A 20823-nucleotide genomic window follows, 5' to 3' on the forward strand; every position below is an offset into this window, starting at 1 on the left:
TATAAATGCGGAAAGAGCGAAGAGTCGTGATGAACGGTTGATATTAGCTGATATTCGTCTTTTTTTACCTTTATCATTAAAATCATAGCTTTCGTCATTATTATTTGTAGTTCTAACCTATTCAACCTTTCTTTATAACAATTCATCATTTATGAGTAATCATTTATTGGGTAATTTTTGGGGTAAAGTACAGGCTGGCTTGCCGGAGGTATCCCGGGAAGTATTGCACAGGCTGCAGGAATTTGCTTTTTTCGTGGGATTGATCTTTTGGGTGGCCATTCTTTACAACCTGGAAGAGGAGGATTCAAGCTGGCTCAATTATGTCAGAGGGATCCTGGTTTTTGGTCTGGCACAATTTCCTGCATTGGTTTTCTCCTGGTATAAAACAGTGCTTAAAGAACGGCTGAGCAATAAACAATATTGGTGGTCCCGGTTGATCTGTTTTGGGGTCTGTTTGCCGGCTGCTACGCTGATCACGATTCTAATTAAGCCCTGGGGATTTTTTGAAGGTGCCATTTTTATATCTTCAATTGCCTGTCTTTCTCTTGAAGTATTACTTGAAGTTAACCGGTATTATCAGCTTTCTGTAAAGCATGTCAGGTGGTTAAAGAAACTAGATCTTGACGGCGCTATTCTCATTAGCCTGGTGCTGGTGTCTGTTATTCTTGGCGCAATGGGTGTTTCTTCACTAGAGAAACCGGAATACCTGGAAAAAGGTTACCTGCTCATTTATTTTGAACTGAACTTTCGGATGATCCTGCAGCATTTTGGAACCTTTCTGAGCTTTAGTTTTCAGTTTCTGTTCATGTATTTATGCGGTTATCTATTTTTCTTTATCAATAGTCGTGTCCTCGTTTCCAGAGTTTTAAAGCAACAGGGAAGGGTAATGTATGTACTGAGTGTGCTGACCACTGTTTCCATTTTATATCCTTTAATCGGACAGCTCCTGATCAGCCTGCCTATTAATAAAACGATTGGCGGAATCATTGCAGACAATCCTTTTAAAATGGAGAACGCCTTCTCTGCACTGGGAATTATACTGATAAGTCTGCCCATCGTACTGGCCCTGCAATGGGCAAGGCAAAATACCCGGATCGTTGCCCTGGAAAAGGAAAAGACACAAACGGAGCTGGATTTGTTGAGGCAACAACTTAACCCTCATTTCTTCTTTAATACACTCAATAACCTGTATGCCCTGAGTTTGCAGCAATCAAAAGAAGCTCCGGAGAGCATTCTTCAGTTGTCTGAACTGATGCGCTATGTGATTTACAGGGGCAAAGAAGAATCGGTAGGCATTACAGAAGAGGTAAAATACATTCAGGATTACATTCAGTTGCAGCAGCTCAGGCTAAGGAAAAAATTAGACTTGAATTTCAGCCTGGATATAACCGATGAAAACCAGCAAATTGCCCCTTTACTGCTCATTATTTTTGTAGAGAACGCCTTTAAGCATGGGATAGAACCAGCAGAAGAGGCTGCAAAATTAAACATGTCTTTAACCTGTAAAGGTGACATCCTTTACTTTAGTTGCGAAAACTCTTTCGAGTCCCGGCCTGAAAAAGTATCCGGAATTGGGCTGCAGAACCTGAGCAGGAGGCTGGCTTTGCTTTATCCTGATCGTCATATGCTGAAAACAGGGATTAATAACACTATTTTTAAGGCGGAACTAGAGCTGAATCTCCGATGAGTATGAGATGTTTAATACTTGATGATGAACCACTGGCGCATGAAGTGATCCTGAGGTACCTTTCGGAAGTTTCTTTTCTGGAGCTGGCTGGTCAGTGTTACCGTGCTACGGAAGGACTTGAGTTTTTAAGCAGGAATGCAGTAGACCTGATCTTTCTTGATATCAGGATGCCAAAATTAAATGGTCTTGATTTCTTAAGGACCCTGCAACAACGGCCATTGATCATCATTACCTCTGCTTATGAGGAACACGCTTTGGAGAGCTTTGAACTGGATGTATGTGATTACCTGCTAAAGCCATTCCGGTTTGAACGGTTTTTAAAAGCAGCAAACCGTGCACTGGCAGAACACGGGCTGAGAAACAATGCCATGGTATCGGTTCCTGCAGGGCATCCTGTTAGCCCCAGTCCATCATTAAACAGTGAATCCGAACAGATTTACATCAAATCTGATAAGAAATTTATACTACTCCGGCTGGATGAACTGTACTACCTGGAGAGCCTGGGGAATTATGTAAAGGTTTGGGAGGAACAGCAGTTTTTACTCACAGCCAGAACCCTGAGCAGTTTTGAAAGTCAGTTGCCATCAGAAACCTTTGTAAGGATTCATAAATCCTATATTTTGAATAAGAAGTTTGTACATTACATCGAAGGAAATACGATCTATCTCAAAAACGGAACACAGCTTCCACTGGGTAAAAATTATAAACACGTGTTAAAGCAGTTGTTACATAGTTAAAGATTCAGGTGAAAAATTAGTATGGACTATTTGTTTTTTACCTGAAGAATATTTCTCTATTTTGTTGCCGGACGGTGCTTCTTCAAATACCGGAAAATAAATCATGAATTTTAAATTACCTGTTTGTATCGGGATGATATTCGTTCTGCTTGTTGCCGGAAAGCCTTTACTGCTTGCCCAACGTTTATCAAAAGAGGAAGTAAACCGTATTGCACAATCTCTGAATGATCAACAGTTGCTGACTTCGAAGGGAAAGGCTGAGTTGATCAGATTCTCAGAAATGGCCCCCTTACAGGTATATACAGGCTTCAGAGAAAGTTTTTTAAACAAGGTTCGTTGTTCTGTTTATTTCCTCAAATCCTATGAAGATATCCTGCCAGGCAGAGGGACTTACCCGGTCAGCCATTTTAATTCTCTGTTATCGAAGGAGAAGGATTTTGAAAAAACATGTGCCATTAAGGAAGAACGTCATCTGGCAGCTAATTTCCCCAACCGTTCCGATCTTTTTAATTTTATCTATGTCGCTGCATGTTTTTCCAGGGATGAGGGGGCCCATAAGGATTCTACCGGGATACTTGCAAGGCGTTTTAAAGATTATTTTGGGCCTGCTTTTGAACCCTTTTACCTTGACAGTACCATAGAGTTTCGTGTGTCGTCCTTTGAAGATACCAAAGCGCTGGCAGACCAGCGCGTTAACCAGGTTAAGCCATATTTAAGATGGGTGCCTATGTTTAAGAAAGCAGGCTTACTGCTGGCTGATGATATCAGGATGGAAACTAAGTTCAGTAATGGAGAAAAGATCATCTCCTCTATAAATCATGACGAAATCATGGACGATATCAGGAAACTGATCATTTATCATGACAAGTTTCCTTATTACAAACAAGAGCAAGTCGCTCTGATGGACAGTCTGGTTTCCAGCGGTTTTATCGACAAATCTGTGCGTATTCAACTGGCGGAAAATTATAAAAAAGATTCCCTTTTCCATATTAATGATCTGGCATTACAGACTAAAAACTACCTCTCTCTGGATTACGAAACAGTGCTCAAACCTGTTGATTACACCACCAGGGAACAGTATGGCTTGATTCCAATGGACAAAATAAAGCGGCTCTATGAGTCGGTATTGCAAAAGGCTGCTGTGCTTTTGAATTTCAACTATTCAGATCTGGAAATTCACGAGATAAAGAATGAAGTTACACCACAATACTATCCCTCAAACCGACAGTTTTACCTGTATGTAAAGATCAATAACGTCTTATACAAAGAGATGATCAAGGAGCGCGATCTGGAAAGCTGGATTATTCCTCAGAACTTTCAATTCCTTAACCATTACCTGGAAAATCAGCAGGATGAACGTCGTTTATATTTTACTACTCATAGTTTGTTTACCACGTATGAATCCCAGGAACCGGAAACAATAGTGATGACCCTGTTAAAGGAACAGGAAGCAGAGTTCGTTAGAAATGTATACATGGCAAGTAAATTAACGATTTGCTATAACGGCAGCCCGGGAGACTATAGTTATAACACATGGGAGCCTTACGACCTCAAAGTACGTTTTACGTATGCACAGGTTACAGAAGCGATAGATCTTTTATGGAGAGAACAGGTACTGAAAAACACAAGTCAAAACGAAAGGACCAGATTAATCGCAACAGCAAGAGAGAAAAATCCCGTATCTGTTTCCAGTATGCTGATAGAACTTCCCAATGCTTTTAATTCAGACGTTAGCAGGACGGTTGAGGGATTTTTGTATGAGGTAAATCTAAAAATTCAGGAGCTTCAGGGAGATCAAAAGGATTACCTGAAGGATTACGCACATTCTTATCAAAAGGATGCAGCTTCCGATCAGGAAATTTTAGTATTTTCTTTTAGCTGTAATCAGCAGAAAAACGAGATTAAGGTAGAGAATGACGCTCAGGTATGGAAGGATAATCTTTTGATTAACAGCATCAACAAGGCTTTACTTGAAGCTAAAATTCCTTATGCAGTATATCCACTATCTGATGCCAGCAGTGAATATCGCCAGGGTTTGCATGGCAAGAACTATATAATGTTGTATCCAGCGCAGGCTGCTGCAATCGTCGGGAAATATGGCGATATTTTTAGAGATGAAACCACTGAACGGGAATAACTGTGAATCAGGAAAATGACCTAAAGTGTTTCCAGTTCTCTTTGCAGATTTAATTTTGCAGTTGTTTCGAACTTGCTGTAGAAATACTCGGTTTTGAAAATGCGGTTCATATTTAAAAAGTGCCGCAATACCTTTTTCCTTCCAGGTTTGTAAATCAGATCAGGGTATATGGAATATTCTTTTCTCACCCCTTTATAGTAGTTGGAATAACTGTCCCATTCCTGTCCCAGTACAGAAAGGTCGGCATCAGTGAAATAATTGGTGTCTTGATCGGGGGCTGGCAGGTGTTTTTTTGTAGCGAGAATTTGCAGCTTACATTGATGAATAAATGATGCTGGCACACCAATAGCAGATAACCTGGCTTCCGCAAGTTCCGCACTCTTTTCTTCGTTATCGTCTTTCAGGGGATTGTAAACAATGTCGTGATAGCAGAGGGTAAACAAGACCACATTCCAGTTTTTAATGTGGTCTTGTACCGGAATCAGTTGTTGTAAAAGATTTTCAAGATGTGTTAGGGTATGGTAATGCCTTTTTGCATGGGAATGGCAAACTTCGATCTCGTTCCAAAGCTCGTTGATCAGCGCAGTTTGATCTGTGTATGGTTCCAATAGCTTTATAAAGGTTTCCTTTAGCATCGTGTTTTATTTAAAGAGAATTTATAGTTTCTCCCTGAAGGAAAGATTCAGGTGATATAATTCTTCTGCAGGTACTGGTTCCCGCGAGTTCTTTTCAATGTCTTTACCTTGTACAGTCCATAAAAAGGGGAAAAAACTAAAAGCCTTGTCGCCGGGCATATCCGAAACTTCCGTTCTCCAGTCTTTCCATCTGAAGCCTTTATAGAAGGAATCCAGGTCGTTATCGAAACAAAAGGTTAGAAATTCAGAATAAGAAAGGTCCAGAGGTTCGTAGGACAGGGTATCCGGAGCAAAGTAATAGATCATTCCGGGATCATCTCCCAATCCTCCACCATTTAATACAAAAGAACCACCAAGGGCATCATCGGCTACAATTAAAAATGGCACTGCATCTCCAAATTCTTCAAACGCTTTTCCTTTATTCCAGTCGGGCAGGGAGCGGTTCAGTTTAGGGCTGCCTGATCCCAGAATCCTGATCCAGCCATCATCTATGAGCATCCCACCGGTCATGTAGATCACTGCACCCATTGGAGAGCGTGTGGTTACCTGGGTATGAAATAGGGCATCTTTAGCTTTTTCGGGATCAACAGCTAAGATTTCCACTTTATTGTTTGCGGTTTCTATCCATTCCTGAACCATTGGCCAGGCCGGATCTTCTTCGTTAATGAGTTCTTCTAATTTACGCATCGGGATTTTAAGGTCTAAGGCGCTCAAGTTATTAATTTTCCCTTTATCTGAAGGATTTTGTTCCTGTTTTTTAAATCAGGAGGTTAAATTTCAAACTAAATTAACCTCGTAAATATTAAATTAACAGCACAATCAGATCAACAAGGAATCTGATCAGTGTTTAATTAATAAGTTGGCAATTAGGGCAGTCCATCCGGTTTGGTGGGAGGCACCCAGTCCCTTGCCGTTATCTCCATGAAAATATTCATTGAACAGCAGGTAGTCTTTAAATTGCGGATCAGTTTGCAGTTTTTCCTGATCTCCAAAACAGGCACGTTTGCCCTCCTCATCACGTTTAAATATCGCAATCAACCGTTCTGAAAGGGCATAGGCAATTTCTTTTAGAGAGAGAAAGCTTCCTGATCCTTTCGGGTATTCAACCTTAAAATCATCACTATAGTAATCATGGAAGCGGAGCAGGCTTTGAATAATAAGGAAGTTTACAGGCATCCAGACCGGGCCACGCCAATTGCTGTTTCCTCCGAACATGCCGCTATCGCTTTCTCCGGGAACATATTTTACGACGAATTCCTCATTTTCTGTAGGAAACAAATAGGGCGCCTGTTCGTAACTTTTAGAAAGGCTTCGGATTCCATAATCACTTAAAAACTCAGCTTCATCCAGCATTCTGTTGAGGATGAGTTTCATGCGGTGACCGCGAAGGAGGCTGAGCAGGTGTTTGTCATCGGTTCCTTTTTCTGTCCACCGGGATACCAGAGAGGCGAGGTCCTGACGATGTTCCAGGAACCATTGCATCCTTGCTGCAAATTTTGGAAGCTTCTTTAAGGTTTCGTCGGTGATTACCTCTACTGCAAACAAGGGGATCAGGCCTACCATACTACGGAGTTTCAACTTAATGGAATGGGTATCATCGGTTGTGAGTTCATCATAAAAAAAGCCGTCTTCTTCGTCCCATAATCCGGTATCTCCCACACCCATAATGTTCATGACCGCACCTGCAATGTATAGAAAGTGTTCAAAAAATTTGGAGGCCATGTCTTCGTAAACTTTATTGTGAAGGGCCAGTTCCAGTGAAATCTGCATCATGTTGAGGGCATACATGGCCATCCAGCTGGTGCCATCTGCCTGTTCGATGCGCATTCCGGAAGGGAGCACGGTATTGCGGTCAAAGACCCCGATGTTATCCAGCCCAAGGAAACCTCCTGAGAAAATATTACTTCCTTTATCGTCCTTACGATTGACCCACCAGGTAAAGTTGATCAGTAGTTTCTGAAAAACAGACTCCAGAAAAAACAAGTCTCCATTACCATTACTGTGTTTCTTATCCATTTTATAGACTTCCAGTGTAGCCCAGGCATGGACAGGTGGGTTGGTATCGTCAAAGTTCCATTCGTATGCCGGCAATTGCCCGTTTGGGTGCATGTACCACTCTTTGGTGAGCACAGAGAGTTGCTGCTTGGCAAAGCCAGGATCTACCAGGGCTAGGCTGACACAATGGAAACCAAGGTCCCAGGAAGCATACCATGGAAATTCCCATTTATCAGGCATAGAAATGATGTCGGCATTATTGATGTGTTTCCAGTTCAGGTTTCTGGAAGTACGATGGCCGGCAGGAGGAGGGAGTTCTGCCGGATCCCCTTTGAGCCAGCGACTAACACTGTAATTATAATATTGTTTATTCCATAACAATCCTGCGAGGGCCTGACGTTGAATCAGCTGCTCATCAGCTGAATTTGTTTTCTCCTGCAAATCCTGATAAAACTCATCAGTTTCCTGTATGCGCTGATCAAAGATCTTTTGGAAATCACTGAAAGGTTTTTTATTTGCTCCTTTACAAAGCCTGAACTGCAGCGTTACAGCGGATTCAGCGGCAATATCAAAATGGCAGAATGCGGCGACTTTTGTCCCTGTATTTTCCGGATTTACCGCTTTTTGAAGGTTTTCAACCACATAGTTATTGATGGCATCTTTATAATAGCGTTTGCCATTGTCGTAATTGTAAAGCCGCATGGTATTGCTTTCATTTTCAGTGAACAGCCATTTTGAAGGTTGTTCCGAATAAAGAAAATAGTCGCCTAAAGTGTGATGACTAATGGCCAGCGCTGTTGGACTATTTTCTGAGATGGACAGGTCTTTTTCATGATGACCCCATGACCATCTGTTCCGGAACCAAAGGCTGGGAAGTATGGTCAGAGGGGCAGCGTTTTGACTGCGGTTATGCGCGGTGATTTTAATCAGGATGTCTTCCTGAGCAGATTTGGCGTATTCTATAAAAATGTCAAAGTATTCATTGTTGTTAAAAATCCCTGTATCTATCAGTTCAAATTCAGGTTCTTCTTTGCCACGCCGGGCATTTTCATGAAGAAGTGATTCGTAAGGAAATTCCTGCTGAGGGTACTTGTACAGCATCTTCATATAGGAATGAGTAGGTGAGGAGTCCAGGTAATAGAAGAGTTCCTTTACATCTTCGCCGTGATTGCCTTCGGTATTGCTGAGTCCGTAAAAGACTTCTTTCAGGATTTTATCTTTACCATTCCAGAAAGAAGGGGCAAAACACAAGAGTTGTTTATCATCGGAGATGCCTCCGATACCTTCTTCTCCCCATCGCCAGGCTTTGCTTCTTGCCATATCATGGGTACTGTATTGCCAGGCATCACCATTGTCACTGTAATCTTCCCGAACGGTTCCCCATTGACGGTTAGATACATATGGTCCCCATTTTTTCCAACCTTCTATTGTAATGCGTTTTGCTTCCTGACTCATCTGAATGATTAAAATTGATGAGTTAAAGTTACTACTTTTATATTTTCTCAAAACGCTGGTCGATGTCAATTTAAGGCATCTCAGAGGATAAATGAGTTCCTTCAGCGTAAAAGAAAAAAGATGAGGAGTGGTTGCCAAACATAAGTACAAATTAAAGTACATTTGGCCAACCAGAACGAACAGACCATTTATGAATATCGGTAAAGAACTTTTGTTTTTCTTTAGTGCTTTAGGAGCCTTTAACGGGCTTATTCTAAGTTTATACTTCCTCCTTTTTACAAAAAAGAAGTACCTGAGTAATTATTTTCTGGGGGCTTTGCTGCTTGCTTTAAGCATCCGGATTGGTAAGTCGGTTTTCGTATATTTTGATGGAAATCTACCCAGAATATACCTGCAGATTGGCTTGTCAGCCTGTTTTTTTATTGGTCCTTTTCTCTATTGGTTTTTGAAATCTGCAGTAAAAGAGATGGAAGTGATGCCAAAGTCCTGGAAATGGACCATTGGAATGCTGTTCCTGCTGGTTCTGGTTACAGGTATTTCTTTTCCTTATGAGCATCATTACTCACTTTGGAACAGATATTTTGCTGTTGTCATTTATGGACAATGGGGGCTGTTTGTCCTTGCCTCCGGCTTTACAATGCGGCATATATTGAAAAAGCTTTTTTCAAAAGGGCATCAGCTAAACGCAGCAGAAGTATGGCTCTTGATGATCTTTACCGGAAATCTGGTCATCTTTATTACCTATTTCCTGAGTTTAATCAGGGCTCCTTTTTCCTCTTATATTAGCGGTTCCATCGGGTTTTCCCTGATCTTGTACCTGATCATTTCGGTACTATTGTACAGAAAGAAGACAGACGATTTGTTTTTGCTCAATCCAAATAAATCATCCGGTAAAAAAATGAATGAAGAAGAAGCCGCTATATTGATTGGGAAGCTGGACAAGATGATGACAGATCAGGTGGCCTACAGAAACCCCGATCTGAAATTAGGGGACTTATCGAAGGGAATCAATGTGAGCAGCCATCAGTTGTCTCAGCTTTTGAATGATCACCTGGGGAAGAACTTTACCACGTTTGTTAACGAGTTCAGGATCAATGAAGCCTGTAACATCATTTCTTCAGATCACCGGCTTACGCTGGAGTCCATTGGTTATGAGGTTGGCTTTAATTCTAAATCCACCTTTTTCGCTGCCTTCAAAAAATTGAAAGGAACTACACCGCTGAGCTATCAGCAGGACAACTTAAAAGATGAGGGTAAGAAATAAAGGTTTTTACTAAAAGCGCCCAGAAGGGGTTTTAATCAGTATTAATTTATAAATCCGTACTCCTGATTTATTTTTCTGTGACCTCCCGTTAAAATTTGCAATGGACTTTTGTGAATGAAATTTATAAAAGCCCGTATCTTACAGTTGGTATCTATCGTTTTGCTCCTGTTTTTTGGCCAGGACCTAAAAGCCCAACAAATCAGTTCCATTTCAGGTAAAGTTGTTGATCAACATCAGGAAATCCTCATGGGAAATGTATTCGTCCTCTCTGTTGTTGATTCCCATGTGATAAAGGGGATGAGTTTCACGAATGGAAGTTTTGAACTCCTTGCCATTGATCAAAAAGAGGTATTCCTGAAGTTGACCTCTTTATTATTTGCAGACACGATGATTAAAGTGAAATATGACGGAAAAAGTCATGTTAACCTGGGCACGATTGTGATCCGGGAGAATAAGGTTCAGTTAAATGAAGTTCTGATCAGTAGTCAGGTACCTTCGATGAGGTACAATTCCAGTGGAAATATGGAACTCAATGTAGCCAATACCGTCCTGGCCAGCAGTACTTCTGCAACAGAATTGCTGAGTCGCGCTCCAAACGTGATCCTTACAGATGGAGTGATTTCTGTTTATGGAAAAGGGGAAGCCATCGTGTATTTAAACGGCAAGCAAATTACTGCCGAACAGCTGGCTGCGATTCCTGTCTCACAAATAGATAAGATTGAAATTATTGCCAATCCCTCTTCGAAATACGATGCGGAAGGAAAAGCGGTAATTAACATCCGGATGAAAGTGAATGGAACTGAAGGTTTCCTTGGGTCTGCCAGTCAGGCTGTCAGCGCCTCTGGTTTTGCCGGTAGAACTGCAAATACCTTACTGGATCTGAACTACATGAAGGGAAAGCTGGCTATGATTGGCAATTATGGACTGCTGACCGGAAATACCCGTGAAGTACTAAATACCACAAGGACGAGATCATTACCCGAAGATTATTTAAAATCAGAATTACGGACAGACTGGAAGCGTAAACTCAACAATTATTCGAATTATGGTCTTGGGTTACAATATCATATAAACCCAAAAAGTGATGTTTCTTTAGGTTATACCGGGATATTGGAAAGGCAAGGTGGGACGCAGAATAGTGACAATAAAATTATAACCAATGAGCAGCTTAACTTTTACAGTAGCAACATTAACAAGAAAGAAGAAAGGAATAACCACTCCTTTACACTGAATTATAACAGAGCACTGGATAGTCTCGGATCAGCCCTATTTGTGGGGAGTCAGTTTTCTGACTACCAGTCGACCGTGGATGATTTGATAACTGAACAGCAGGTGGTAAAAGAAATGGATGGCTCCAGATTTTTAAAAAACGGCGTGTTGCACAATACCTCTATTTCCAGTACCCAAGTAGATTATACCAGGGTGTTCAATGCCAAGATGAAACTGGAAGCAGGAGCGAAATTCAGCTATGTGCATACCGCTTCTGAGACAGATTTTCTGATTTCCGAAAACGGAGCGGACTTTAAACCGGACTTAAATCTATCCAGTAATTTCAAATATCAGGAAAAAATACCTGCTGCCTATCTCAATTATACCGGGGCAATAAATGATCAGACCAGTTTTGGAATGGGATTAAGGGGAGAATGGACGAATTATCAATTAAACACCAGTGTTGGTGCCGGGCAGGTTGTTGAAGATCATTATTTTAATATTTTTCCAAACCTGTTACTCAGCAAAAAAATATCTGAGCAGTTTAAGCTGATCGCGAGTTATGTTTCGAAAATAACCCGACCAAGGTATCAGGCACTTAACCCTTATGTCATTTATCAGGATCCTTTTACTACTATAGAAGGAAATCCCAATCTGATTCCTGAAAAAACACATGCCTTTGAATTGGGGCTTTATTATAAAAAAATAGATCTGAAAATGGGTTACAACTATATTGTTGATCCATTGAGTGCCGCAGCATTGAGAGGAACAACTGCAAATAGTTATGTTCTAAAAGGAATCAATTTAGCTAAAAATCATACTTATTTTGCTTCCCTTTCTGCATCGCTGAATGTGAAATGGTGGACTTCCATTAATACCATAAACTTCAGTTATACGAAACTGATCGATAATCAATTTGGTTTTGAGCTGCTCAAACCGAAACCTCAAATCTATCTCTATACCAGCAATACTTTTAATGTAGATGAGCTATTCCGGATTCAATTGCTCGCCTGGTATCTGGGAGACCGGTCTTCTGGTTTATACTATGATGCCCCCAGATCAACGATCACGATAGGGGTTGAAAAGGATTTTTTCAGTAATGCACTGAAATTAAAGTTTACGGCCAATGACCTCTTTCATAAAAGCAATGCCTCTGGTACTTATGGAGTGGGACAGACAGATATCTATTACCATAGAACCTATAATTTAAACTATTTCAGGTTTACTGCTGCCTACAGTTTTGGTCAGTTGAAAAAATCGAATTATAAGAATAAGACTCCCGGACAAACGGAGAACAGCAGGGCCAATTAGAAATAAAATTATTAATATTAAATAAAATTTTAAAAACCAACCCATAATTTGTAACATTAAGAGAAAATTTTATTGATCATCAATGAATATAGCGGATACTGTTACAGTTAAAGTGGAAGATCATCAGTGGGGAACCGCCAAAAAGTGGTGCTTCAGGTTCTTTTTTATTCTTCTGTCGTTGTTTATTATTTTTAATAACAACGGTGCTTTTCCTTTTTTCTTTTCAATAATGAAATATCCGACCGGATTGATGCATGAATTGATTCCCTGGATAGCGGCAGAAATTTTAGGTTATACGTATGATTACACCATTTTCAGTAATGGAAGCGGAGATACCAGCTACGATTACCTGTTACTTGCTTTCATGACTTTCTGTGCGGGCATTGGAATGTTGATATGGTCTTTACTAGATCGAAATAGAACCAGTTACAACCAGTTGTATTATTGGCTGTTGGTTGTAGTGAGGTTCTATATTGCTTTTACATTGATCAATTATGGGATGATCAAAGTGATTAAAATGCAGTTTCCCTATCCATCATTATACCGGCTGACACAAGCCTATGGTGACTCTTCCCCAATGGGGCTGGCCTGGACCTTTCTTGGCTTTTCTAAAGGGTACAATATGTTTATGGGGATCATTGAAGTCTCGGCAGTGTTATTATTGTTTAGGAGGACAATGATCATCGGGGCCTTTTTATCTCTTGCAGCCTGCGTACATGTGATGAGCATGAATTATTTTTATGATGTTCCGGTAAAGATTTTTTCTACTGCATTGGTGGTCATGTCTGTATTTATATTGGCGCCGTACCTGAAAACGATCCTGGGTTTCCTGCTGACTGGTAAATCATTTATACTTCAGGTAATTGCCCGTCCGGATTATAAGAAGAAATGGATGTTTTATATGGCCTATGGCCTTAAATATCTATGGATATTGGTATTTGTGGCCACGACTTTGGCATCCTGCCTGAACAGGGCAAAAGTTTACGGTGAGGGAGCCCCCAAACCTCCGTTGTATGGAATTTATCAAACAGAGAAATTTGTCAGGAATAACGTCGAGTGCCTTCCATTAATTACGGATTCTCTTCAATGGCGGCAGCTTACAGTTCAGCGTGAGGGAGCTGCACGGATAAAAATGATGAACGATTCTCTGAAAAATGCAGATTTCAAAGTAGATGCGTCAAAGAAACAGATAGAAATCTTTTATCAGGGAAGTCTTTCAAAGGATAAGCTATTCAGTTATCAGATGATAGACAAGGACCGGCTATTGCTGAGTGGCCATCTAAATGGGGATTCTGTAAAGATCACCCTAAAGAAAATGGACCTTAAGAAGTTTTTGTTGATCAATAGAAAGTTTAACTGGGTAAATGAGTATCCTTTTAATCGTTAACCAATTAAAATAAGGATTATGAATTTAGAAGTCATAGAAGAATATAAACTACAATTCAGAGCAGATACGAGGTTGGATGCTGAGGAAAATGCCGCAGATTTTGCGGGTTGGTTGTTTTTAAAGCGACAGACTGCAATGCTGGAAATCATAACAGATTTAAACGATCGGCACCCAAATGACCCTGTTACAGTTAAGCTGCTCAAAAGTGTGATGAACCGGCTTTTACTTTGTTAGGTCATTGCGATTAAGCCGAATTGCGATAAGTGATGTGTAAAATGTTTGCTGTGCCAGATGATCCATTCTTTATAATTCATGGGGCCAAATGCGCCATGGATGGCAGTAGTTTCCGGATTCCTGAAATACAGGTCAAAATCATCCAGTTCGGTCATTAGTTGTTTGATGGCGCTGGGTAAGTCCGGATAGATGAGCTGATCAGGAAGTGTTCCAAATATTACATTTTTTGGTATTTTCAGATCGGTATAGATATTCTTTTGTTTTGCCAGCTTTGCTTCCTCCTCAGAAAACTCCAGGAAGGGGATCTTTTTACCATTGGTGTACTGAACCTGGTCTATGAGGTGTTCTACCATTTGTTGTGGTTCCATTTTACCCCAAAGTGAAAGGGTATCAGGGCGAAGGCCCAGAAAGAGGTCTAACAAATGTGCACGACTAGAGGTATCGATGATTTGACTCATATTTAGTGTTTTGTTGCTTTTAGTATGTGGTAAACCAAACTTGCCTCCAGACCGGGTACATCGGATAAATTCTCCAGGAACTCCATTCCGCTCTTTTCCAGAACTTTTATAGACGATTGGTTTGTCGGTCTGACAATCGCAAATATCTCGCTGATGTCTGGCAAATTGAAAGCAAAATCAATCGTTCTTTTAGCAAATTCTGTAGCATATCCTTTTCCCCAGGAATGTTTGTCGAACCGATAGCCAAGGTTTAACTTTTCGACATCGTTATAGCGCTTATAGCTGAGTCCACCGAAACCAATGATGGTATCCGGATTTTCCAGAGTTGCAATTGCCCATACCCCAAAGCCATATTTTTCCCGGTGATCCATGAATTTCTCCAGGTTTCTTAGTGCCGTTGCAATGTCGGGAAGGGGGCCAAAAGGATTATGAACATTGGTATCCGGATCACCATAAATCTCGAAATACCGGTTTAGGTGTGACATTACAGGATCAATAAGTATCAACCGTTCAGAATACAGCATTGTTTTTAACACTAAAATAAGGAAGGCTGTTTACATATCCAAGCATTTTTATAAATACCATACCGCAAAAGGAAGTAGATTTAACCTAAAACTTAACCTGCTTAATACTTGTTAAACATTCGTAACGTTTATAAGAAACTGAAATGAAGAAGATAAAAATATCCGGTGCCCGTCAAAACAATCTTAAAAACATCTCTCTGGAAGTTCCTAAAAACAAGATCACAGTTTTTACCGGGATTTCAGGATCAGGGAAATCATCATTGGTTTTCGAAACGATCGGTGCAGAAGCACAACGTCAGATTAATGAAACCCAAAACAGTTTTGTCAGAAACCGCCTTGCACATCTGGGTGTTGCGGATGTAGACAAGATTGAACACCTGAATGTTCCGGTGATCATCAATCAAAAGCGGTTAGGTGGAAATGCACGTTCTACAGTGGGAACGGCAACGGATGTTTATGCAGCTTTGCGTTTATTGTTTTCGAGAATGGGAAAACCTTTTGTAGGCTACTCCAATGTCTTTTCATTTAATCATCCCCAGGGAATGTGCCCTGTTTGTGAGGGATTGGGTTATACCAGCCGTATCAATACAGATCAGCTATTCGATAAAAACAAGTCTCTAAACGAAGGGGCCATTCGGTTCCCGACTTTCCAGACGGGAGGTTATCGCTGGCTGAGGTACACGATGGCGGGGTATTTTGATAACGATAAAAAACTAAAAGATTTTTCGGATGAAGAATGGAATTTGTTACTCCATTCTGAAGAGCATAAACCTAAACATCCGGATAAAGAATGGGGTAAAACCATGCAGTATATTGGTGTAATCCCAAGGATTGAAAGAGACTTTCTGAAAAAGGATTCCAAAGAGTATAACCTGAGAAAAAAGGACCTTCAAAAAATCATTGAATCTGGTTCTTGCCCAGACTGCAGGGGAAAAAGACTGAATAAAAAGGTGCTGTCCTGTAAAATTGAGGGTAAAGATATTGCAGATTGTGCAGCGCTGCCGATCGATGAGTTGTTGTTATTTATCCAATCACTTTCTTCCGGATCATTTGAAACTGTACTTAATGAACTGATGAGGAAACTTGAAAACGTTGTGAATATCGGACTTCAGTACCTGACATTAGACCGGGCTACCAATACGCTATCCGGAGGTGAATCACAACGAATAAAAATGGTAAAACACCTGGGAAACAGCCTGGAGGACCTTTTGTATATATTTGATGAACCGAGTATAGGCCTGCATCCCAAAGATCTGGATCACATTTCCAGTATTATTCAGCAGATCAAAAGCAAAGGGAATACGGTATTGATAGTAGAACATGATCCTGATTTGATCAAAATCGCGGATCATATTGTGGATATGGGACCTTTGTCTGGAAGTAAAGGCGGAGAAATCGTGTATGAAGGGAGCTTTGAGGAATTGAAGAAATCAGAGGGCAAAACCGGACAATATTTTTCACGCAAGCGGACTTACAAAACCAGTCCCCGTATGGCTACCGACAGGATTATGATTAGGGAGGCAAACTTGTTTAACCTAAAAAATATTACCGTTGGCATTCCTAAAAATATCTTGTCGGTAGTTACCGGAGTAGCAGGGTCGGGGAAAAGCACTTTAATCAGTAAGGTATTGCCAAAGCAGTATCCTGAAGCCAGAATTATCGATCAAAGTCCAATTGCGATCAGCTCAAGAGCAAATCTGTTGACTTACCTTGGTGTATCTGATGATGTCCGAAACCTGTTTGCCAAATCGAACGGGGTAAGCAACAAATTATTTAGTCGTAATAGTGAAGGAGCCTGTCCGAATTGTAAAGGGTTGGGCATAGAGAAAATTGACCTCGCTTTTATGGAAGATGTGGAAGAACCATGCGAAGTATGCCATGGAAGCGGATTTAATCCTGAAGTGCTACAGTTCAAATACAAGGATAAAAATATTGCAGAGGTGATGAGTCTGACCGTAGAAGATGCCCTTGATTTTTTCGAAAACCAGGGCTTTTCAGGGCATTTCAATTTGTTAACAGAACTCGGGTTAAGCTATATGACAGTGGGGCAGCGACTAAACACTTTTTCAGGAGGTGAAAGACAGCGGCTAAAACTAACAAAAGAACTGAATGGTAAAAACAACCTGTTGGTATTGGATGAGCCAAGTACGGGTTTACATCCTTCGGATACAGAAAATTTAATGACCATACTGAATAAACTCATCGACCATGGGAATACAGTAGTAGTGATTGAGCATAACCTGGATATCATTTCTCAGGCAGATTGGGTAATTGATATCGGACCTGGTGCAGGGAAATATGGAGGAGAGCTGATTTTTGAAGGAACTGTTGAGCAATTGCTTGCGGATGAAACAAATAAAAGATCTGCCACTGCAGCGTATCTAAGAAAACATCTGGAGAATCATTAAACAGGCCTGATAAAGTGTATGTAAGGCAAGGCCCGGCTCTCTTCGGAAAGACCGGGCATTATTTTTTGCAGAATAAAAGGCTGGCATGTTTCCACATGATTTTATCTTAACCTATTTCGCAAACTTCTTTGAGCCGGCAACGCAAAGAATTACCCCAACAGTGATGACCAGCATCCCGATACTGATGTGTTCATGAAGCAGAGTAGCCGATAATGCGAGTCCGAAAAAAGGTTGCAGGAGTTGTAGTTGTCCTACTGCAGCAGTACCTCCCTGTGCCAGGCCCCGATACCAGAATATAAAACCAATGAGCATGCTAAAGATGGCAACATAAGCCAGCCCGGCCCATGCCCCGGTACTGATATTGGCGAATGATGATGGCAGGAAGAAGAGCATCAAAGGAGCGGTAAGCGGCAACGAAAGTACCAGTGCCCAGCAGATGACCTGCCATCCTCCGAGTATTTTAGAGAGTTTGGCTCCCTCGGCATAACCAAGACCGCATAAGATAACAGCCATTAACATCAGAATATCTCCGGCAGGGGAAGCAGTGAGTCCCTGGGCAAGAGCAAAACCAATTACCAGCAAACTTCCTAAAACCGAGAAGAACCAGAAGGAACGGGGAGGGCGTTGCTCCCCGCGAATTACGCTGAATATTGCCGTGGTTAGCGGCAACATGCCAAGGAATACAATGGAATGTGCGGAGGTTACATGCTGTAAGGCCAGGGCACTCAATAATGGGAACCCAATGACTACCCCAATGGAGATCACGATTAAAGAGGAAATCTGTGTCCTTGTTGGCCGCTTCTCTTTAAAAATGACCAGAATGCAGAGCGCAAGCAAACCTGCGATGCTGGCGCGGGCAAATGTTAAAAATACGGGATCGAGATCCAGAACAGCCAGTTTTGTAGCGGGCATAGAACCACTGAATATCAGTACACCGATGAACCCGTTTTTCCAGCCGCTGCTGATGTTTCCTGTTGATTTGTCAGTTATTGTAAGGCTTCTGAGCATTTGATATGAAGGTTAGTTATTTTATCTCCAAAATTAAAGGAGCATCAGAGATAAGCACAGTATCAGTTTTGAGTATTTCGATGGACACAGTTATATTTGCAACATGAATAAAGAGTTTCTGTATCATGAAATCGCAGCTGGAATTGCGAACCAGATCACATCCGGGGTTTTGAAAAATGGGGAACGTTTGCCTTCGGTAAGGAAGCTGTGTAAAGACCATAGGGTGAGTATGAATACCGCGAAGCGGGTATTTCTGGAACTGGAGGCACAGTCGTTAATTGATTCGAAGCCCCAGTCGGGTTATTTTGTGAGCCAGCGTCCTTCTTTCAGGCTTCCGCTTCCGGAAGTAAGCCGGCCATTGTTGATCGCCTATGACAATGAGCCGGATGAGCTGATCAGTAAAGTGTATACCGATATGGGAAATGAAGAACTTACCCTTTTTTCCATTAGTGCTCCCTCTGGGGATCTGCTGCCATTGGCGAAACTAAAAAAGGAGATCATACAGGCTACAACTGCACTTAAAGAAGGTGGAACAGGGTATGAGCACCTGCAGGGCAATGTTAAACTAAGAAGGATGATCGCTGTACGTTCGTTGGGTTGGGGAGGCGATTTGCATGAAGATGAACTGGTTACCACCAATGGTGCCATGAACGCGGTTTCCCTCTGCCTGATGACTGTGGGTAAGCCTGGGGATACCATTGCGATGGAAAGTCCTTGTTATCCCGGTACCTTGCAACTGGCCATCAGTCTGGGCTTTAAAGTATTGGAATTGCCCACACATCCAACAACAGGGCTGGAAATCGCAGCGTTAAAAGAGGCCATTCCAAAAATCAACATCTGTTTGTTGGTTCCTAACTTTAATACGCCTCTGGGAAGCTGCATGCCCGATGAACATAAAAAAGAAATCGTTGAACTTTTAGCCAGTCATCATATCCCTTTGATCGAAGATGACATCTATGGCGACCTGTATTTTGGTGCGCAGCGACCCAAATGTTGTAAATCATTTGATAAAGAAGGAAATGTATTGTGGTGCAGTTCTGTTTCCAAGACGCTGGCACCGGGGTACCGTGTTGGATGGGTAGCTCCGGGAAAATATAAAGAGCAACTGCTCAAGATCAAACTGATCCATTCCATATCCTCAGTTTCGATCATCCAGGAATCCGTTGCCAATTTCCTGAAGACAGGGAGGTATGAAAATCATTTGCGACAGCTCAGGCGAACCTTGCAGGACAATTATCAAAACTATGTTCAGACCATTGGAGAATATTTTCCTGAGGGAACTAAAACAAGCAGACCCCAGGGGGGGCTGGCGCTTTGGGTGGAATTTAACAAGAGGATTGATACCAGGAAATTATATGATCTGGCGATTAAACAACGGATCAGCATTGCACCGGGACGAATGTTTACACTCCAGGATCAATTTCAAAATTGCATGAGGTTATGTATCGGCTTACCCTGGTCGGTCGAAATCAAGCAGAAATTAAAACAACTGGGCAATCTTGCTAAAAGTATAGCATCTGCATCCGTTTAAATTAATGAACAATAAGAGCTAACGAACAACAAGACCTTGTTCCGGAACATATTTATCATATTCCATATGCTGCGCTACTATCATTGCCGCTTCTTTACCTTTTAGCTTAGCGACCAGATGTAAAGCACCGTCTATTCCTGCAGAAATCCCGGCAGTAGTAATGATTCTTCCGGCATCCACATACCTGGTGTTTTTTAATACTTTGGCTGATGGAACGGCGCGCTGCAGATTTTCAATACTGCGATGGAAGGTCGTGACCTGAAGCTGATCCAGCAGACCTGCTTTACCAAGAATAAAAGCACCGGTACAAACTGAAAAATAACTACTGGTCGTTTTATCACGGGATTTAATCCAGGAAATCACTTCAGGATCATCCGCTGCGACTTCATCATTCCCTCCAAAAACGGCAAAAATATCAGCCTGTGGAGCATCAGCAATGCTATAATCCGGAATGATTTTTAAGATGCCCTGAGAAAGGAGGGGTGCTTTTGTTTTGGAAACCGTGAATACCTTAAAGCCTGCATAAGAGAATACTTCCATTGGTCCGGCAAAGTCAAGTACTTCTACACCATCGTACAGGTAAAAACAAATGCTTGTCTTTTTTTCATTCAAGCTATCCTTTTTGTTCTTGTCGACCAGGATCATGTTACAGTGAGGACAAACTCCGGCCTTACTAAAAGAAATGGTATCGCAGGATGACCCGCAGGGTGGACAGACATAGACTGTTGCGGGTACCGCAGCAGGTTGTTTTTGTGCGAAGACGAAACAAGGAAACAGGAGTAGGAGCACTAGCTTTTTCATAATCAATAATCAGACTGTAAACCTATCAGGAAAAAAGATATA

At 41.4% G+C, this 20823-nt stretch carries 16 protein-coding genes; 9 read left to right on the top strand and 7 right to left on the bottom strand.

Translation table 11 applies throughout. The features are described 5' to 3' along the window. Positions 1–151: 151 nt before the first annotated feature. The 3 genes from BUC20_RS33535 to BUC20_RS03130 all read left to right on the top strand — a co-directional run bounded on the left by BUC20_RS33535 (position 152) and on the right by BUC20_RS03130 (position 4561). Positions 152–1687: a sensor histidine kinase gene (locus BUC20_RS33535; RefSeq protein ID WP_084528481.1), complete on the top strand. Its 1536-nt coding sequence runs from the start codon at positions 152–154 to the stop codon at positions 1685–1687. 2 nt (positions 1688–1689) lie between these two features. Next, positions 1690–2424 carry a LytR/AlgR family response regulator transcription factor gene (locus tag BUC20_RS03125; RefSeq protein ID WP_234994431.1) on the top strand — a complete coding sequence of 245 codons (735 nt, stop codon included), beginning with the start codon at positions 1690–1692 and terminating at the stop codon, positions 2422–2424. Positions 2425–2527: 103 nt separating this feature from the next. Beyond that, a complete protein-coding gene (locus BUC20_RS03130) occupies positions 2528–4561 on the top strand; it encodes a hypothetical protein (protein WP_143166683.1) in 2034 nt (677 codons plus the stop codon). Positions 4562–4581: 20 nt separating this feature from the next. Here BUC20_RS03130 and BUC20_RS03135 read toward each other — a convergent pair whose 3' ends face one another. The 3 genes from BUC20_RS03135 to BUC20_RS03145 form a co-directional block, all read right to left on the bottom strand. Beyond that, positions 4582–5196, bottom strand: coding sequence for an HD domain-containing protein (locus BUC20_RS03135; RefSeq protein ID WP_073227288.1), 615 nt, complete (start codon positions 5194–5196; stop codon positions 4582–4584). Between the two features lie 21 nt (positions 5197–5217). Next, on the bottom strand, positions 5218–5910 hold the full coding sequence (locus tag BUC20_RS03140; RefSeq protein ID WP_234994432.1) for a DUF2625 domain-containing protein: 693 nt from the start codon (positions 5908–5910) through the stop codon (positions 5218–5220). Between the two features lie 126 nt (positions 5911–6036). Continuing rightward, positions 6037–8646: an MGH1-like glycoside hydrolase domain-containing protein gene (locus tag BUC20_RS03145; RefSeq protein ID WP_073227292.1), complete on the bottom strand. Its 2610-nt coding sequence runs from the start codon at positions 8644–8646 to the stop codon at positions 6037–6039. A gap of 190 nt (positions 8647–8836) precedes the next feature. On the opposite strand from BUC20_RS03145, the gene BUC20_RS03150 reads away from it, so the two are divergent. The 4 genes from BUC20_RS03150 to BUC20_RS03165 all read left to right on the top strand — a co-directional run bounded on the left by BUC20_RS03150 (position 8837) and on the right by BUC20_RS03165 (position 14051). After that, positions 8837–9910 (top strand): helix-turn-helix domain-containing protein, encoded by a 1074-nt coding sequence (locus tag BUC20_RS03150; protein WP_073227295.1) that lies wholly within the window; start codon positions 8837–8839, stop codon positions 9908–9910. Positions 9911–10024: 114 nt separating this feature from the next. After that, the gene (locus tag BUC20_RS03155) at positions 10025–12430 is read left to right on the top strand and encodes an outer membrane beta-barrel family protein (protein WP_073227297.1); all 2406 of its coding nucleotides are present in this window, start codon (positions 10025–10027) and stop codon (positions 12428–12430) included. A 229-nt stretch (positions 12431–12659) separates the two neighbouring features. Next, positions 12660–13817: a hypothetical protein gene (locus BUC20_RS03160; RefSeq protein WP_143166684.1), complete on the top strand. Its 1158-nt coding sequence runs from the start codon at positions 12660–12662 to the stop codon at positions 13815–13817. An 18-nt stretch (positions 13818–13835) separates the two neighbouring features. Then, a complete protein-coding gene (locus BUC20_RS03165) occupies positions 13836–14051 on the top strand; it encodes a hypothetical protein (protein WP_073227303.1) in 216 nt (71 codons plus the stop codon). Here BUC20_RS03165 and BUC20_RS03170 read toward each other — a convergent pair. Both BUC20_RS03170 and BUC20_RS03175 read right to left on the bottom strand, forming a co-directional pair. Beyond that, a complete protein-coding gene (locus BUC20_RS03170; RefSeq protein WP_073227305.1) occupies positions 14048–14509 on the bottom strand; it encodes a DinB family protein in 462 nt (153 codons plus the stop codon). The two genes, BUC20_RS03165 and BUC20_RS03170, sit on opposite strands and share 4 nt — an antisense overlap. 2 nt (positions 14510–14511) lie before the next feature. Further along, positions 14512–15033 carry a GNAT family N-acetyltransferase gene (locus BUC20_RS03175; protein ID WP_073227308.1) on the bottom strand — a complete coding sequence of 174 codons (522 nt, stop codon included), beginning with the start codon at positions 15031–15033 and terminating at the stop codon, positions 14512–14514. A 143-nt stretch (positions 15034–15176) separates the two neighbouring features. On the opposite strand from BUC20_RS03175, the gene BUC20_RS03180 reads away from it, so the two are divergent. Beyond that, the gene (locus BUC20_RS03180) at positions 15177–17441 is read left to right on the top strand and encodes an ATP-binding cassette domain-containing protein (RefSeq protein ID WP_073227310.1); all 2265 of its coding nucleotides are present in this window, start codon (positions 15177–15179) and stop codon (positions 17439–17441) included. A 111-nt stretch (positions 17442–17552) separates the two neighbouring features. Here the strand turns inward: BUC20_RS03180 and BUC20_RS03185 are convergent, their stop codons facing one another. Next, complete coding sequence (locus BUC20_RS03185; RefSeq protein WP_073227313.1) at positions 17553–18449, bottom strand: DMT family transporter; 897 nt, start codon at positions 18447–18449, stop codon at positions 17553–17555. A 103-nt stretch (positions 18450–18552) separates the two neighbouring features. On the opposite strand from BUC20_RS03185, the gene BUC20_RS03190 reads away from it, so the two are divergent. Then, a complete protein-coding gene (locus BUC20_RS03190; protein WP_073227316.1) occupies positions 18553–19980 on the top strand; it encodes an aminotransferase-like domain-containing protein in 1428 nt (475 codons plus the stop codon). 18 nt (positions 19981–19998) lie between these two features. Here BUC20_RS03190 and BUC20_RS03195 read toward each other — a convergent pair whose 3' ends face one another. After that, complete coding sequence (locus BUC20_RS03195; RefSeq protein ID WP_084528483.1) at positions 19999–20781, bottom strand: DJ-1/PfpI family protein; 783 nt, start codon at positions 20779–20781, stop codon at positions 19999–20001. Between the last annotated feature and the right edge of the window lie 42 nt (positions 20782–20823).

It is taken from the genome of Pedobacter caeni, assembly GCF_900129215.1.
Classification (GTDB): Bacteria; Bacteroidota; Bacteroidia; order Sphingobacteriales; family Sphingobacteriaceae; genus Pedobacter; species Pedobacter caeni.

Excerpts from the sequence above, each read along its gene's own strand:
- BUC20_RS33535 (WP_084528481.1), top strand. The coding sequence starts at position 152 with ATGAGTAATCATTTATTGGGTAATTTTTGGGGTAAAGTACAGGCTGGC.
- BUC20_RS03125 (WP_234994431.1), top strand. The coding sequence starts at position 1,690 with ATGAGATGTTTAATACTTGATGATGAACCACTGGCGCATGAAGTGATC.
- BUC20_RS03130 (WP_143166683.1), top strand. The coding sequence starts at position 2,528 with ATGAATTTTAAATTACCTGTTTGTATCGGGATGATATTCGTTCTGCTT.
- BUC20_RS03135 (WP_073227288.1), bottom strand. The coding sequence starts at position 5,196 with ATGCTAAAGGAAACCTTTATAAAGCTATTGGAACCATACACAGATCAA.
- BUC20_RS03145 (WP_073227292.1), bottom strand. The coding sequence starts at position 8,646 with ATGAGTCAGGAAGCAAAACGCATTACAATAGAAGGTTGGAAAAAATGG.
- BUC20_RS03150 (WP_073227295.1), top strand. The coding sequence starts at position 8,837 with ATGAATATCGGTAAAGAACTTTTGTTTTTCTTTAGTGCTTTAGGAGCC.
- BUC20_RS03155 (WP_073227297.1), top strand. The coding sequence starts at position 10,025 with ATGAAATTTATAAAAGCCCGTATCTTACAGTTGGTATCTATCGTTTTG.
- BUC20_RS03160 (WP_143166684.1), top strand. The coding sequence starts at position 12,660 with ATGAAATATCCGACCGGATTGATGCATGAATTGATTCCCTGGATAGCG.
- BUC20_RS03165 (WP_073227303.1), top strand. The coding sequence starts at position 13,836 with ATGAATTTAGAAGTCATAGAAGAATATAAACTACAATTCAGAGCAGAT.
- BUC20_RS03170 (WP_073227305.1), bottom strand. The coding sequence starts at position 14,509 with ATGAGTCAAATCATCGATACCTCTAGTCGTGCACATTTGTTAGACCTC.
- BUC20_RS03175 (WP_073227308.1), bottom strand. The coding sequence starts at position 15,033 with ATGCTGTATTCTGAACGGTTGATACTTATTGATCCTGTAATGTCACAC.
- BUC20_RS03180 (WP_073227310.1), top strand. The coding sequence starts at position 15,177 with ATGAAGAAGATAAAAATATCCGGTGCCCGTCAAAACAATCTTAAAAAC.
- BUC20_RS03185 (WP_073227313.1), bottom strand. The coding sequence starts at position 18,449 with ATGCTCAGAAGCCTTACAATAACTGACAAATCAACAGGAAACATCAGC.
- BUC20_RS03190 (WP_073227316.1), top strand. The coding sequence starts at position 18,553 with ATGAATAAAGAGTTTCTGTATCATGAAATCGCAGCTGGAATTGCGAAC.
- BUC20_RS03195 (WP_084528483.1), bottom strand. The coding sequence starts at position 20,781 with ATGAAAAAGCTAGTGCTCCTACTCCTGTTTCCTTGTTTCGTCTTCGCA.